Origin of the sequence: Methylomonas albis, assembly GCF_014850955.1 — a bacterium.
GTDB classification, from domain to species: domain Bacteria; phylum Pseudomonadota; class Gammaproteobacteria; order Methylococcales; family Methylomonadaceae; genus Methylomonas; species Methylomonas albis.
In genome coordinates, this window is the sequence record NZ_JACXSS010000001.1 from 3,589,859 (window position 1) to 3,603,917 (window position 14,059).

Below are 14,059 nucleotides of genomic sequence, written 5' to 3' on the forward strand. Positions count from 1 at the left end.
CGTTAGATTAACCAAAAAAGGGCGCAAATGGCGCCCTTTCTCTGTCCGACACAGATAGCCGGTATTACCGAACCAGGGTAAACATCGATTTTACCGCGCCGCACTTAGGGCAACCCCAATCTTCCGGAACATCTTCCCAGCGAGTGCCGGCAGCGACACCGTTGCGCGGATCGCCCAACTGCTCGTCATAAATATGCCCACAAGTTTTGCATTTATATTTTCTATACTCGGCCATTTTATATCCTCGGCTTGAAATTAATGTTTAAACAAAGCGGCGGAATTGTAGCTCATGTATCCCTGCTAAAAAACCACGAATATATGAAGGTATCAACAAAATGAAACCAGTCAATTCACAATAACTCGCACATAAACGCCCCCTAGAGCATCCTTTACTGTGCGAGCTATGTCCGAAAAGCAATAGCAAAAAAACGGTGTAACAGAATTGTTATTTGAATTGGATGACAAAAACGGGTATAAGCCTAACGGAAGGGGGATCGTAAATTTTTATTTTTTTTGAGGTTGTAATGGATATAAATACTTTTACTAATCGTTTAAAGCAAACCGTACTTTTGGCAGCAGGTTTGAGTTTGTTCACTCCTGTTGCAATGGCTAGTACGTGGGTCGGCACAGCCGATTATAAAGCGGCACCTGGCGCCACTGGCGATGAAGCGATTGTTGGCCCGTTTGATACGTACGATTTCGGCTCCGGAGTTACGCTGGTGCAATTCACCGATGCAACTCACTTCACTGCTTACTTCCAAACCATTGTGGATGGGCACTTTCTGAATAATACCGGTATCAATGTTCCGGAATTGAATATTGCTGGTGCCGGCTCTGGCTTTGAATTGACGGTAGCAGCAACCCTGAGCGGCACATACGCTAATTTTTCTGGATTCCAATCATTTAGTTTTACCGGTGGGAACGTTAACCTGTACTTTGACACAACACCGGATTACAGCTTTAACGGCGATAGTGGCTTCAATAACGGTGCAGCTATACTATCAGGCACCGTCACTAGCGGCTCCGGCGTCCTAGCACCAGCAGGCATAGGCGCCGAGCAACTAGATTTGAATTTTTCCGGCATTTTCGGCAGCTACGATTCCAACGTTTACTCCCCAGGCATTAATGGTGGACACTCGACTTTTTCGATAAATCTGAACAACTCGTCTTTATTGTCGGGAATCAATAGCGTCTTGGGCCAAAACAAAAATACAGGCGTACTTGCTGCGGTAGATGGCTCTATTCAATTGACAGCAGTACCTGTCCCGGCAGCTGTATGGCTATTCGGCACTGGCCTGGTTGGCTTGATGACTGCCGGTAAACGCAAAAGTATCATAGCTTAAGCTGTAAGATCTAGAGCACATCGATCCGTCGCCCACGTTATACTAACGCTTGGGCGACGGTTTTATTCTGGATTAGTGTCTACAGCTATAATCCTTTCGAAAACAATAAACAAATCCTAAACAGGCCTTCCCATTCGTCTCCGGCAGCTTGGCCCTTGATCAGGCAATCCGCGTTCGCGCTCGCTTGCAAAATACCCTGCAAATCCTTGCTTTTCAACCTGTGCAACGCTTCCTGCACCAATTGCTTGCGCTTATCCCAAATCTGATATTTTTTGTAGATAGCTTCTTGATTTCCGCCGTATTTTAAATCCGCCTTGATATTAATCAACATTCTGGCTTCACGGCTGATGGCCCAAAGCACCACCGGTGCCGCAACGCTCTCGGCCTTGAGCCCGGCAAGAATTTTAACAGCGCGATTTACCTTGCCAGACAACAAAGCATCCATCAACTTAAAAACATCGAAACGGGCACTATCAGCCACATCGCTTTCAACCATGGCTTTGTTGATACGTTTAGCCCCATACAGAATATAGAGCTTTTCAAGCTCCTGTGCAGCGGCCAGCAAATTGCCCTCCACCCGCACAGCTAGACTTTTTAACGCGTCGCCCTCCAAATGCATGCCTTTACGCTCCGCTCGACGCTGCAACCAATGTAACAACTCCGGCCCTTGCAACGGCCAGACTTGCACGACTGCCGCCACCTTGTCCAAGGCCTGAAACCATTGCGATTTCTGAGCCGAACTATCCAGTTTACCGGCCGTGATCAGCAATACGGTATCTTCCGGCGGACGCTGACAATACGCGCTTAGCGCTTTACTGCCTTCCAAACCCGGCTTGCCGGAAGGCAGACGCAAATCAATGAGTTTTTTGTCGGAAAAGATCGAAAGGGATTCTGCTTCTAGGCTTAATTGCGGCCACTCGTTACCAGTATCGATGGAGATTACTTCGCGAGTGAAATAGCCTGCCGCACGCGCCGCACGCCGAATATCGTCCGCAGCTTCGCCTAGCTGTAAAGGCTCGTCACCGCTAAGCAGATAGACCGGCACCAGTTCCTTGTGCAAGGCCGCGGATAGCTGGTCAAGCTTTAGACGCATACTTATTTTTTCTGAGTATCGACGGCTATTCTGGCTCTAGCCAATATCATCCGCGCAACTTGCTTGTAGATTTCATTACGAATTAATTGTTCTTCGTTACCTTTCGCCAATACCGCGGTCTGGTCGTTAAAAAATTCCCTGGAAATTTCGATGACTTGCTCGTCCATCAAGGCATTTTCCTTGCTGTCGAAAAACTGAAAACGCAGATAATACTCGAGCTCTGACTCACTGGATTTACCAGTGGAACCGATCGTCAGCACCCGGTTACGCATCTCTTCCCTGAGCACCTTGACCACCACACCCGCATCATTTGGAGAACCGACTATTTTACCTTTAGACGCTTTCATGATGGACTGCAGCTGACCCTGAAGCGGCGTGGAAGCGCCAAACACATACATGTTTTTCAGCACTTCCGGCATCTCTATCGAACCGCGCAGATGGTATCCGCAGCCGACCAGCAGCGCCAACACCCCGACCAAGATTATTCGGCTCAATTGATTCATCTGTTTCTCGAAAACCCAGCGTTTAAACAACGATATTCACCAATTTTTGCGGCACTACAATCAGCTTTTTGACCGGCTTACCTTCCAGATAGCGCTGCACGTTCTCGTCGGCTAAAGCCAGCGCTTCAACTTGTTCCTTGGAAGCCGTGGCCGCTACCGATAATTTCCCGCGCAACTTGCCATTGACCTGTACCACCATCTCGATGGCATCCTGCTGCAACGCCGACTCGTCGATTACCGGCCAAGCCGCGACCGCGATGTCATCGTTGTGTCCCAACTCATTCCAAAGCTCTTGAGCTGCATGCGGAATAATCGGCGCCAGCATCAAGACTATGGCTTCCAGTACTTCCTGACGGATTGCCCTGCCATTGGCACTATCGTCTTCAAATTTATTCAACGCATTAACCAACTCCATGTTGGCGGCAATCGCGGTATTAAAAGTATGGCGGCGCGCCATGTCGTCGCTGACTTTTTGCAAAGCCTGATACAACTGGCGGCGCAACACTTTCTGATCGTCGCTCAGCGCCGCCTTGTCCAATGCTTGATTCGGCAAACCGGCTTCGACGTGCAAATAGACTTGCCGCCACAAGCGTTTCAGGAAGCGGAAGGCACCTTCCACGCCGGCGTCATTCCATTCCAGCGACTGGTCGGGCGGCGACGTAAACATCGTGTACAAACGCACGGTGTCGGCTCCGTATTTGTCGATCAATACCTGTGGATCGACGCCGTTGTTCTTGGACTTCGACATTTTCTCCACCGCGCCGACGGTGACCGGCGAGCCGTCTTCCAATAATTTGGCACCAATGATTTTGCCTTTGGCATTGCGTTCGACATCGATTTGGGTCAGGTTGAAATAACGCTTGTGGCCGTGGTCGTCGATTTGATAAAAGGTTTCGGCAATCACCATCCCTTGCGTCAGCAAGTTTTTGAAGGGCTCATCGCACACCACCAAACCTTCATCGCGCAACAATTTGGTGAAAAAACGCGCATAGAGCAAATGCAAAATCGCATGTTCGATGCCACCGATGTAATGATCGACCGGCAACCAGTAGTTGGCGCGCTGGTCCAGCATTGCGCTATCGCAATCCTGGCTGGCGTAACGGGCGAAATACCAGGACGATTCCATGAAGGTATCGAAAGTATCAGTCTCGCGCCGAGCCGGCTTGCCGCATGTCGGGCAATCAGTATGCGGAAAGGTCGGATGCGCGGCCAACGGCGATTGCGAACCGTCCAGCACTACGTCGCGCGGCAGGGTTACCGGCAACTGCTCGTCCGGCACCGGCACCGTGCCGCAGTCGTCGCAGTAAATCACCGGAATCGGCGCGCCCCAGTAACGCTGGCGTGATACGCCCCAATCGCGCAATCTGAAATTGGTTTTGCGCTCGCCCTTGTCGATGCCAGTCAATTTGGCGGCGATGGCATCGAAGGCTTGCTTGAAAGTCAAGCCGTCAAATTCGCCTGAGTTTTTCAATACGCCTTTATCGGTAAACGCTTTTTCAGCAACGCTGTCGTCGGCACCGTCAGCCGCCGCTATCACTTCCTTGATGGCAATGCCGTATTTTTTCGCGAATTCATAGTCGCGCTGGTCGTGTGCCGGAACGGACATTACCGCGCCGGTGCCGTAATTCATCAACACGAAGTTGGCGATCCATACAGGGACCGATTCGCCAGTCAGCGGATGGATAGCGCTGTAACCTGAGGCGATACCGCGCTTTTCCATGGTTTCCATCGCCGCTTCAGAGGTTTCCATCAACTTGCAGGATTCGATGAACACGGCGATGTCGGCGTTTGCTTCAGCCGCTTTCAACGCCAACGGATGTTCCGCGGCCACGGCAACATAGGTCACACCCATCACGGTATCGGGACGGGTGGTATAGATGCGGATCGGCGCGTCAAAACCATCGACGGCAAAGTCCATTTCCACGCCTTCGGAACGGCCTATCCAATTGGCCTGCATGGTTCTGACCTGTTCCGGCCAGCCGGGCAGTTTATCCAGCGAGGTCAGCAATTCGTCGGCATAAGCGGTGATTTTTAAAAACCACTGCGAAATTTCTTTTTTCTCAACTTGAGTATCACAGCGCCAGCAACAGCCGTCGATCACCTGCTCATTAGCCAGTACGGTTTGGTCATGCGGGCACCAGTTGACCGGCGCGGTTTTTTTATAAACCAGACCTTTTTCAAGCAAGCGGATGAAAAACCATTGTTCCCAACGGTAATAACTCGGATCGCAGGTCGCCAGCTCACGGCTCCAGTCATAGCCAAAACCCAAACGCTTAAGCTGATCGCGCATGTAATCGATATTGGAATAGGTCCAATCTGCAGGGTGCACCTTGTTTTGCATCGCCGCATTTTCCGCCGGCAAACCAAAGGCGTCCCAGCCCATCGGTTGCAACACATGCTTGCCTTGCATCCTTTGGAAGCGACTGATCACGTCGCCGATGGTGTAATTGCGCACATGCCCCATGTGCAACTTGCCGCTAGGATAAGGAAACATCGACAGGCAATAATATTTTTCCTTGCCGGTATCTTCAGAAGCCGTGAACACCCCGGTTTTTTCCCAGTCGGCCTGTACTTTTTGCTCGATCGCCGACGGCTTGTATTGCTCTTCCATCCTATTCGTCTTTTGCTGTAAAAAGGCGCTAGAATACCTTAGAGACGCTTAAAGCTAAAGCGTGAAAATTAAAACAACACAAGGAGCAGCCATGGGCGAAAACAAACTGATCAAAGCGTACGACGATCTGATGGGCCATCTTTACGAAGCTCTGGACGATACCTTGCACTCCGTCGCCGACGCCTTGGAAATAGCCAAGGAAAAAACCAGCGCGCTGGGCGGCCACACGCAAGAAGAAATCAATAAAATCGCCGACTATGTGATGCGCGACGTTGAACATGTCGCCACCGCGCCGTCGCAACAAGACGACAGCAACTCGTTGTCCGAATGGTTGAAGTTTGACATCGATTTGATCGAAAACTTTGCCTTGGATGCCTTCATGGACATCGCCGACAAAACCAAGGTCAAACTGGCCGCGTTGGAGATGGAAGCCAAACTGTATCATCCGTACAAGAGCGGCGAAGTGGCCGGCCCCGGCACTTTTGTGTGCGATGCCTGCGGCAAGCAAATCGCCTTTAAATCCACCAGCATTATGCCGGCCTGCCCGGAGTGTAAAGGCAGCAGTTTCTCACGCTGTTGATATTGCAGGCTTTAACCTTATAATGCAGGCTTTTATTTTTTAGCAATCGAGGGCGATTATGCGCAGGGTGATTTTCAATCAGAAAGGCGGCGTGGGTAAATCTACCATTACCTGCAACCTAGCAGCCATCAGCGCCGTGGAGGGTAAAAAAACCCTGGTGATCGATCTCGATGTGCAAGGCAACTCCACCCAGTATCTGCTGGGCAATAAGGTTGCCGATTCCGACAAAACCATCGCCCACTTTTTCAAGGACAGCCTTGGGCTGGGCTTATTCGGCGGCGGCAAGGAAGGCTTGGACGGTTTGATTCACGAAACCCCCTTCCCAAACCTGTATGTACTGCCGTCGCATACCGATCTGGAAGGTTTACAAAGCCGGCTGGAGTCGCGGCATAAAATCTACAAATTAAAAGAAGCGCTGGAAAAACTGGAAGGTTTCGATCAAATCTACATCGACACCCCGCCTATCCTGAATTTTTACAGCCTGTCCGCCTTAATCGCTGCTGAAAAATGCCTGATCCCGTTCGATTGCGACACCTTCGCCCGCGAAGCGCTGTACACGCTGATGCGCGCCATCGCTGAAGTCAAAGCCGATCATAACGATAGATTGGAAGTAGAAGGCGTTATCGTCAACCAATATCAAAAACAGGCCAACCTGCCCCGGCAGCTGGTTGAGGAGCTGATAGCGGAGGGTTTGCCGGTACTGGAAACCAAGATTTCCACCTCGGTGAAAGTCCGCGAATCGCATAGCGATGCCCAGCCTTTGATTCACTATGCACCGACGCACAAACTGACCGAAGAATACCGGGCCTTGCATTTGGAAATTCACAAATAACAGTTACAGGCCTACCCACATAAAAAAGCCGGCAATGCCGGCTTTTTTGTTTTTCAGAGAGCTACAAAGCAGTGCGCTACTGCTAAGTGCTTACCCAATTAACTCCATCATCGTTTTTTCAACCCTAAGGTTCAATCGACAAAATGCCTTGTGCAGCACTTCCCAACCTTCGAAAGAAACTATCACCCAATTATCGGTTTTGCGATCCCACTCCGTATCCAATAAGGCACCTAGTTGCACTAAATGTTTAAATGTCTCATCGGAAGGGGCATTGATATGAGCCAAGGCAGCCTCGAGCTGACTTGGCGGTATCAATCGAGCCGCAGGCTGATTGTTACCAGCATGCTGATTCGTATACATCAGATAACCCGGGTTAAGGTTCAGTTTGTGCAAATCGGTACAGTAAGCATCAAAATCTTGAAGCGGGAACTGCAAAACATGGCTCATTTCCTTACTCCCTAATGGCGCTAAATAATTATGTCGGTCAAGATACACTCGTCTATCGAGGTTTGCTGGATCGTCAGGGTATGCGCCAGCCGTAGTTCGCGCAACATGGCACGCTTTTTGGCTTGATGCTGCTGCATGCGCCTGAGAATATCGTCCAACACTCGCACCGCGCTGAGCACATGCGGCCCCTTGTTAATCATCACGCACTCCGCCCTATCCCCCATTGCCGCATCGGTAATTTCAGCACGGGATGGCATCCCCTCCTTTGCGAGGGTTTCCAGAACCTGCGTCGCCCATATCACCGGTACATGGGCGGCTTCGCAAATCCATAATATTTCTTCCTGCACCTCGGCCAGACGCTCAAAACCGCATTCCACGGCCAAATCGCCGCGAGCAATCATCACTCCGCAACAAGGCGCTCGCATAGCGGCCAACAACATGGCCGGCAAGTTTTCAAACGCCCGCCTGGTTTCAATTTTTAGCACGATCGCCGGCCGTCTATCCCCCAGACGCGCCATATGTTCATGCAGCAACTCGACATCATGAGCACCATTGGCGAAAGACAATTCTACGACGTCAGCGTTTTCAACCACAAAAGCTAGATCATCGATATCCTTTGGAGTCAACGCACCGACGCTGAGCCTACTCTCGGGCAGATTGATCCCCTTATCGCCTCTTAGTTTTTCGCCGCGCGAACGGACATGAGTGATTCTGACCAGAACTTGAGCTGCCTCAACTCTATCGATCACGCCACCAATCTTGCCATCGTCGAACCAGATCGGCTCCCCCGCTCTAACATCGTCAAAAACCTCCGGAATGGAGCAACCGATCATGGCTGGCGTCAGCACCTGACCGCTACTGTCGTAAGTTGCCGGCCTACCAGGCGCAAGGTCACGAGTCAGAATCAATAAATCGCCCTGCTTTAGCAGAATGGCATTTTCCGCTTGCGGCAACACATTGATCGTCACTTCGCGATCATTGGAATGGGCCACCTTCCGCTCGTGCTGCAAAACGGTGCCAAGAACGATATAAGCGCTTTGATTCGCCTCCGCCCAGCAACCCTGCTCGGTAATGTCAACGACAGTAAGCATCCGCTTGGCGCCGCGAGCATCATTGAATTTCAGTTGTTCGCCCAGATATAAACGGGACAGCCATTCAGCCTGCAATAGCAAGGCGGCGTTAGCCAATGAAGGCGGAGCAGTTGGCTGGGACTCAGCTGTTAACCAGACACGCGCCGGCGCGGTGACCCGACCATGGTCGTCGTGAGTCGGACGAATTCGAAGTACCGCCAACCGAAGATCGAGAGGACCCGTGCGTAGCTTGGGGCCGGCCAAATCCATCACTACCCGGCAGGTTCTGCCCAAGGCGTGCTCGGCTTGCCGCAAATGAGCTATCATTTGCATCCACGCAGCAGAGTCATCATGGGCGCAATTGAGGCGCATACAATCCATACCTTGCTCAAGCAAGTTATGGATAAGCGAATAGTCTTCTGCCGCTTCGCTGGGCATCGTCACCATGATCCGCACGCCGCGACCGTTTGCGGCCGCCCCCAACAAACAATGGGTATGATCGACAAGCAGCCGCTCGCCGGCAGCAAAATCCACCACTACCGACTCTTGGGTTGGCGGTATCCAGTCCTGTCCGGTTAAGCGATGCAAAACTTCCAAAACCGCATCAACGGTTGCCAGCACATGCGATTCGGCTCGCCCCAACGAAGACAACCCCAAGGCCGCCAGTTTTAATTGCAAAGGCCTTAGATCGCGGCGGCGCAGGGCAAGATAATGCAGGAGATTTCGAGCGCTATCCCGATTATTGACGTAAACCTGATCGACACGTAGTTGGCACGCCGTGGTTTCGGCAACCATTTCCGCGCGAATGTCCATCAACTCTCTAAGGACGCCATCGACAACAGTATTTTGCAAATAAGTGTTTTTGTTGACAGGGTTCGTTGTCAAAGATTGCCTCTAAAACCAAGCTGGCGCATTTCCAGTCAATCAGTTTGGATTGTTACTGTTGTTAGCAAGCATCGCCAAACCGCCATGCCGCACGTCAATACCGTCCAGCATGAAAATCGCATGCTCCGCGATGTTCCGGCAATGCTCGCCGCAACGCTCCAAGGCTTTCATCATTTGCATAATATCCAGAGCCCTACGGATCATGCGTGAATCGTGTAACACCAAGGCTAATTGGTGTTTAATGCCTTCCTGCAATTCCGATTCGCAATCCCGGTCACACTGCAACAGCGCATAGGCTTGCATGGAATCGCGACTTTCGAAAACCACCATTAATTTATCCAGAATCAACTTAATGAATCCGCCGATTTTGACGATGTCGGTTAACAGCTTTTGATTGGGGTCGCTGGTATTCGGATCGAACAACACCGTAATCAACTTGGCGAAATCGACAATCTCTAAACCAATCTTTTCCAACTCCACCGCGATTTTTGAAGTGGTAATCACATAGCGCAGATCATTTGCCACCGGACAATGCCGGGCAATGATGCTCAACACTTCGCCATCAATTTTGCTTTCGAAATGCTTGACCTTTTTATGCCGCGAAATCACTTTTTGCGCCAGTTCGGCATCACCATAGTCCAGCGCCTGCATGGCCTGCTCCAGCTGATAAACCAAAAGGTCCGTCATATCCAGCATCAAACTATGCATATGCCCCAACTCGGTGTCATAGATATGCAAGGTATGTACATTATTTACAGTGTCTATTTGATTCGTCATCGGCAATTCTCACGCTTGTTTAGCCTGGGCTCGGCAATAGCAAAACCTTAGAACAAGTAAGTGACAGGAATGTGACAAATTTATGTAAACACGCAAAACTTGGCGCGTTAGCCATTGTTTTGAAAACAAATATTTATAAGAACACCCAAAAAGATACCGTCTCCGCCCTACCAAAGACTCCCGAAAAAACTGTTGCACACATTCGTCCGCAGAAAAATGACGAGCATGCGCTGTCATGCTGCTGTCATAAACGCAGACAAGAATAGCCTTCGTCCGATACCAATATTTGGCGTTTGCTTATGAATACCTCTTTTTATCGAACCATCTGGATTTCCGACCTGCACATTGGCTCGACCCAATGCCAGGCCGATGCCCTGCTGGATTTTTTGAAACATAACGACAGCGAAAAGCTGTATCTGGTCGGCGACATCATCGACTTTTGGGCCTTGTCCAAAAAAATGTATTGGCCGCGCGATCACAACACCATCATTCAAAAAATCTTGCGTAAAGCCCGACACGGTACGCAAATCATCTATATACCCGGCAACCACGACGAAAACGTCCGCGATTACGACGATTACATATTCGGCGACATCGTCGTCAAAAATTCGGATATTCATACTACGGTAAAGGGCAAACGCTTCCTGATCGTGCATGGCGACGAATACGACACCATCGCCAAACATCATCAGTGGCTGGCGAAGATCGGCAGCCTGGGTTACGACTGGCTAATCGAAATCAACCGATTCCTGCGGCTATTTAGACGGCTGTTCGGCAGGCAATCGCATTTTTCGCTGGCCGCCTTCGTTAAATTCAAAGTCAAGAATGTGGTGCAATTTATTTCCGATTACGAAGAAAGCATTGTCCGCACCCTAAAAAACGAAGGCCTGGACGGCGTGATCTGCGGGCATATCCACCATGCCGAAATCAAGGAAATAGAGGGATTCCTGTACGTCAATACCGGCGATTTCGTGGAAAGTTGTACAGCTATCGTTGAGCATCAGGACGGCAGACTGGAATTAATCCACTGGCTGGCACAAGAAACGCCGCTACTGGAACAGCAGCATGACGGAGAATTGCCGTATCTTGGTTAAACCGCCGTCCGGTAAATTGCTAAACCCCTGGCACGACCGGCCCGGCCGCCTTTGTATTACATGTCACCAAAACTTCCGCAAACCGTCACGGTATCTTAACCCTCCCTCCCGCGTTATCCCGGAAAATACGACCGGGCTTGCAGAATTTTGGAAACTATCCCGCGACGCGCTCACCGCCCGCCTCTTGGGCCGAGCAGCGTGAATATCTGCGAGTCAGCTCAGGCACTAAGCCTGTTTACTGATTTTTAAGCACAGAGACAATCCGACCATGATCGCAAAAAACATGCGCAGCTTTCCGCTGCTGGCGGCAGTGAGCACCCTCGGTTTCTTCGGTAACGCCCAGGCTGCCACGCCGGTTTTCATCAACGAAATTCATTACGACAACAGCGGCACCGATTCCGGCGAAGCCATCGAAATTGCCGGACCGGCCGGCACCAACCTCAGCGGTTGGTCGCTGGTGCTGTATAACGGCAACGGCGGCGCCAGCTATAACACGAAAGCGCTGAGCGGTGTGATTGCTGATCAATCCGGCACTGGCTTCGGTACGCTGAGCTTCAGCTATCCAACCGACGGCATCCAGAACGGTGCGCCGGATGGCATGGCCTTAGTCAACGGCAGCACCGTTGTGCAATTTTTAAGCTACGAAGGCAGCTTTACTGCTGTCGGCGGCCCCGCCGCCGGTAAAGTGGGGGTAGACATTGGTGTCAGCGAATCCAGTGTTCCCGTAGGCCAGTCGCTGCAATTGAAAGGCACCGGCAGCAGCTATGAAGATTTTACATGGGCTGCGGCATCGGCCAATACGTTCGGCTCAAGCAATACCGGGCAAACTTTCGGCGGCAGCACGCCGCCTCCGCCCACCTCGCAATGCGGCCAACCCGCCACGTTAATCAGCGCCATCCAGGGTAGCGCCGGCGTCAGTCCACTAAATGGCAGCGTACAACACGTCGAAGCCGTGGTCAGCGCCGACTTCCAAGACAGCAGCAATCTGAGCGGCTTTTTCGTCCAACAAGGCAGCGATTCTGATAATAACCCGGCTACATCTGAAGGTCTGTTCGTGGTTTCCAACATCCCGGTCAATGCCGGCGATAAGGTGCATATCATAGGTACCGTTGCCGAACCTTTCGGCATGACCCGCCTGGAAAGTATCAGTTCGGTTGAAGTCTGCTCCAGCAGCAACGCCTTGCCGGCGGCGGCGGAAGTCAGCCTGCCCTTCGATAGCGCCGGCAATGATCCGGAACGTTGGGAAGGCATGCTGGTGCAGTTGCCGCAGACCCTGTCGGTCACCGAGAATTACAACCTGGCCCGTTACGGCGAATTCCTGCTGTCTTCCGGCGGCCGGCTATTGACACCCACCCAAGTCGCCGCGCCCGGCCAGGCCGCCAACGATGTGGCCGCGCAAAACCTGCTAAACCAATTGCTGGTGGACGACGGCTCCAATACCCAAAATCCGGACCCGGTGATTTATCCGCAACCGACCGGCCTGAGCGCCACCACGCCATTACGTAGCGGCGATGCGGTGGTGGGAGCTACCGGCGTGCTGGCTTACGATTTTGGCGTCTACCGCCTGCAACCGACCCAACCTCTGACCTTTGTTGCCGCCAACGCGCGCGGCCCGGTTCCGGCCCTGTCCGCCTTAGGTTCGTTGAAAATCGCCAGCTTCAACGTATTAAATTACTTTAATGGTAACGGCGTCGGCGGCGGTTTCCCGACTGCGCGCGGCGCCAATACGCTAGCCGAATTCAACCGCCAGCGCGACAAAATCATTCCTGCCATCCACGCCTTGAACGCCGATGTGGTGGGCTTGATGGAAATCGAAAACGACGGTTACGGCAGTACCAGCGCCATTGCCGATCTGGTCAACGGCCTGAATCAACTGGCCGGCGCCGGCACTTACGCTTTCATCAATCCTGGTTTAAGCAAAGTCGGTAGCGACGAAATCGCGGTCGGCATCCTTTATAAGCCGGCGAAAGTGTCGGTGGTCGGCAATGTGGCGATTCTGGATTCCTCGATCAATCCGCAGTTTATCGACACCAAAAACCGCCCCACCCTCGCCCAAACCTTCCTGGACAAAGCCTCCAACAAATTGCTGACGGTAGCGGTTAACCATCTGAAATCCAAAGGCTCGGACTGCGTTGATGTCAACGACCCCGACACCGGCGACGGCCAAGGCAATTGCAACCAAACCCGCACGGCTGCCGCCCAAGCCTTGGCTAGCTGGCTGGCCGGCGATCCTACCCACAACGGTGCCAGCAATGCGCTGATCATAGGCGACCTGAACAGCTATGCCCAGGAAGATCCGATTAGCACCCTGAAAAACGCCGGCTATCAAAACCTGCTGGAGACTTTCGTCGGCAATCAGGTGGCTTACAGCTATGTGTTCGACGGCGCGGCCGGTTATCTGGATCACGGCCTAGCCAACACCAGCCTAGCACCGCAAGTCAAAGCCGCCGGCGAATGGCACATCAACGCCGACGAACCGCGCGCGCTGGATTACAACACCGAGTTTAAAACCGCCGGCCAAATCAGCAGTTTTTACGCGGCGGACGCTTATCGTTCATCCGACCACGATCCGCTGTTGATCAAATTGTTCGTACCGGGGGATCTGGATAACGACGGCGATGTGGATGCCAGCGACGCCAATCTAATCAAGGCGCAAGTCGGTAAATGCAGCGGCAAAGTTGGTTTTAACCGGGAAGCGGATTATGACGCGACTGGTTGTGTGACTTACGCCGATTATCGGATCTGGTACGGCTATTACAACAGCTATACCGCTTCAGCTAGCGCTCAATAACCCGGATGGCCACCGACAACCCCTTTGCCGGTG

Annotated in this window: 12 protein-coding genes; 5 read left to right on the forward strand and 7 right to left on the reverse strand. The window is 52.0% G+C overall.

Going from position 1 to position 14,059, the window contains the following annotated elements:
• Nucleotides 1-64: 64 nt before the first annotated feature.
• The gene (locus EBA_RS16445) at nt 65-235 is read right to left on the reverse strand and encodes a rubredoxin (RefSeq protein WP_192375715.1); all 171 of its coding nucleotides are present in this window, start codon (nt 233-235) and stop codon (nt 65-67) included.
• 289 nt (nt 236-524) lie between these two features.
• On the opposite strand from EBA_RS16445, the gene pepA reads away from it, so the two are divergent.
• A complete protein-coding gene (gene pepA / locus EBA_RS16450) occupies nt 525-1,343 on the forward strand; it encodes a flocculation-associated PEP-CTERM protein PepA (RefSeq protein ID WP_192375716.1) in 819 nt (272 codons plus the stop codon).
• A gap of 85 nt (nt 1,344-1,428) precedes the next feature.
• Here the strand turns inward: pepA and holA are convergent, their stop codons facing one another.
• From holA to leuS, 3 genes are read right to left on the reverse strand one after another with little or no spacing between them, the layout of a single operon-like run.
• A complete protein-coding gene (gene holA / locus EBA_RS16455) occupies nt 1,429-2,436 on the reverse strand; it encodes a DNA polymerase III subunit delta (protein WP_192375717.1) in 1,008 nt (335 codons plus the stop codon).
• A gap of 2 nt (nt 2,437-2,438) precedes the next feature.
• A complete protein-coding gene (locus EBA_RS16460) occupies nt 2,439-2,939 on the reverse strand; it encodes an LPS-assembly lipoprotein LptE (RefSeq protein ID WP_225616342.1) in 501 nt (166 codons plus the stop codon).
• A gap of 22 nt (nt 2,940-2,961) precedes the next feature.
• The gene (leuS, locus tag EBA_RS16465; protein WP_192375719.1) at nt 2,962-5,550 is read right to left on the reverse strand and encodes a leucine--tRNA ligase; all 2,589 of its coding nucleotides are present in this window, start codon (nt 5,548-5,550) and stop codon (nt 2,962-2,964) included.
• A gap of 91 nt (nt 5,551-5,641) precedes the next feature.
• On the opposite strand from leuS, the gene EBA_RS16470 reads away from it, so the two are divergent.
• Nucleotides 5,642-6,130 (forward strand): zinc ribbon-containing protein, encoded by a 489-nt coding sequence (locus EBA_RS16470; RefSeq protein WP_192375720.1) that lies wholly within the window; start codon nt 5,642-5,644, stop codon nt 6,128-6,130.
• 58 nt (nt 6,131-6,188) lie between these two features.
• Nucleotides 6,189-6,962, forward strand: a complete 774-nt coding sequence (locus EBA_RS16475) for a ParA family protein (protein WP_192375721.1) — start codon at nt 6,189-6,191, stop codon at nt 6,960-6,962.
• A gap of 90 nt (nt 6,963-7,052) precedes the next feature.
• On the opposite strand, the gene EBA_RS16480 is transcribed toward EBA_RS16475, so the two are convergent.
• The 3 genes from EBA_RS16480 to phoU are packed head-to-tail and all read right to left on the reverse strand — an operon-like array spanning nt 7,053 to nt 10,141.
• On the reverse strand, nt 7,053-7,409 hold the full coding sequence (locus EBA_RS16480) for a hypothetical protein (protein WP_192375722.1): 357 nt from the start codon (nt 7,407-7,409) through the stop codon (nt 7,053-7,055).
• Nucleotides 7,410-7,429: 20 nt separating this feature from the next.
• A complete protein-coding gene (locus EBA_RS16485; RefSeq protein ID WP_192375723.1) occupies nt 7,430-9,364 on the reverse strand; it encodes a pyruvate kinase in 1,935 nt (644 codons plus the stop codon).
• Between the two features lie 39 nt (nt 9,365-9,403).
• Nucleotides 9,404-10,141, reverse strand: a complete 738-nt coding sequence (gene phoU / locus EBA_RS16490; RefSeq protein ID WP_192375724.1) for a phosphate signaling complex protein PhoU — start codon at nt 10,139-10,141, stop codon at nt 9,404-9,406.
• 299 nt (nt 10,142-10,440) lie between these two features.
• On the opposite strand from phoU, the gene EBA_RS16495 reads away from it, so the two are divergent.
• Both EBA_RS16495 and EBA_RS16500 read left to right on the forward strand, forming a co-directional pair.
• The gene (locus EBA_RS16495; RefSeq protein WP_192375725.1) at nt 10,441-11,235 is read left to right on the forward strand and encodes a UDP-2,3-diacylglucosamine diphosphatase; all 795 of its coding nucleotides are present in this window, start codon (nt 10,441-10,443) and stop codon (nt 11,233-11,235) included.
• Nucleotides 11,236-11,503: 268 nt separating this feature from the next.
• A complete protein-coding gene (locus EBA_RS16500) occupies nt 11,504-14,026 on the forward strand; it encodes an ExeM/NucH family extracellular endonuclease (protein ID WP_192375726.1) in 2,523 nt (840 codons plus the stop codon).
• Nucleotides 14,027-14,059: the final 33 nt, after the last annotated feature.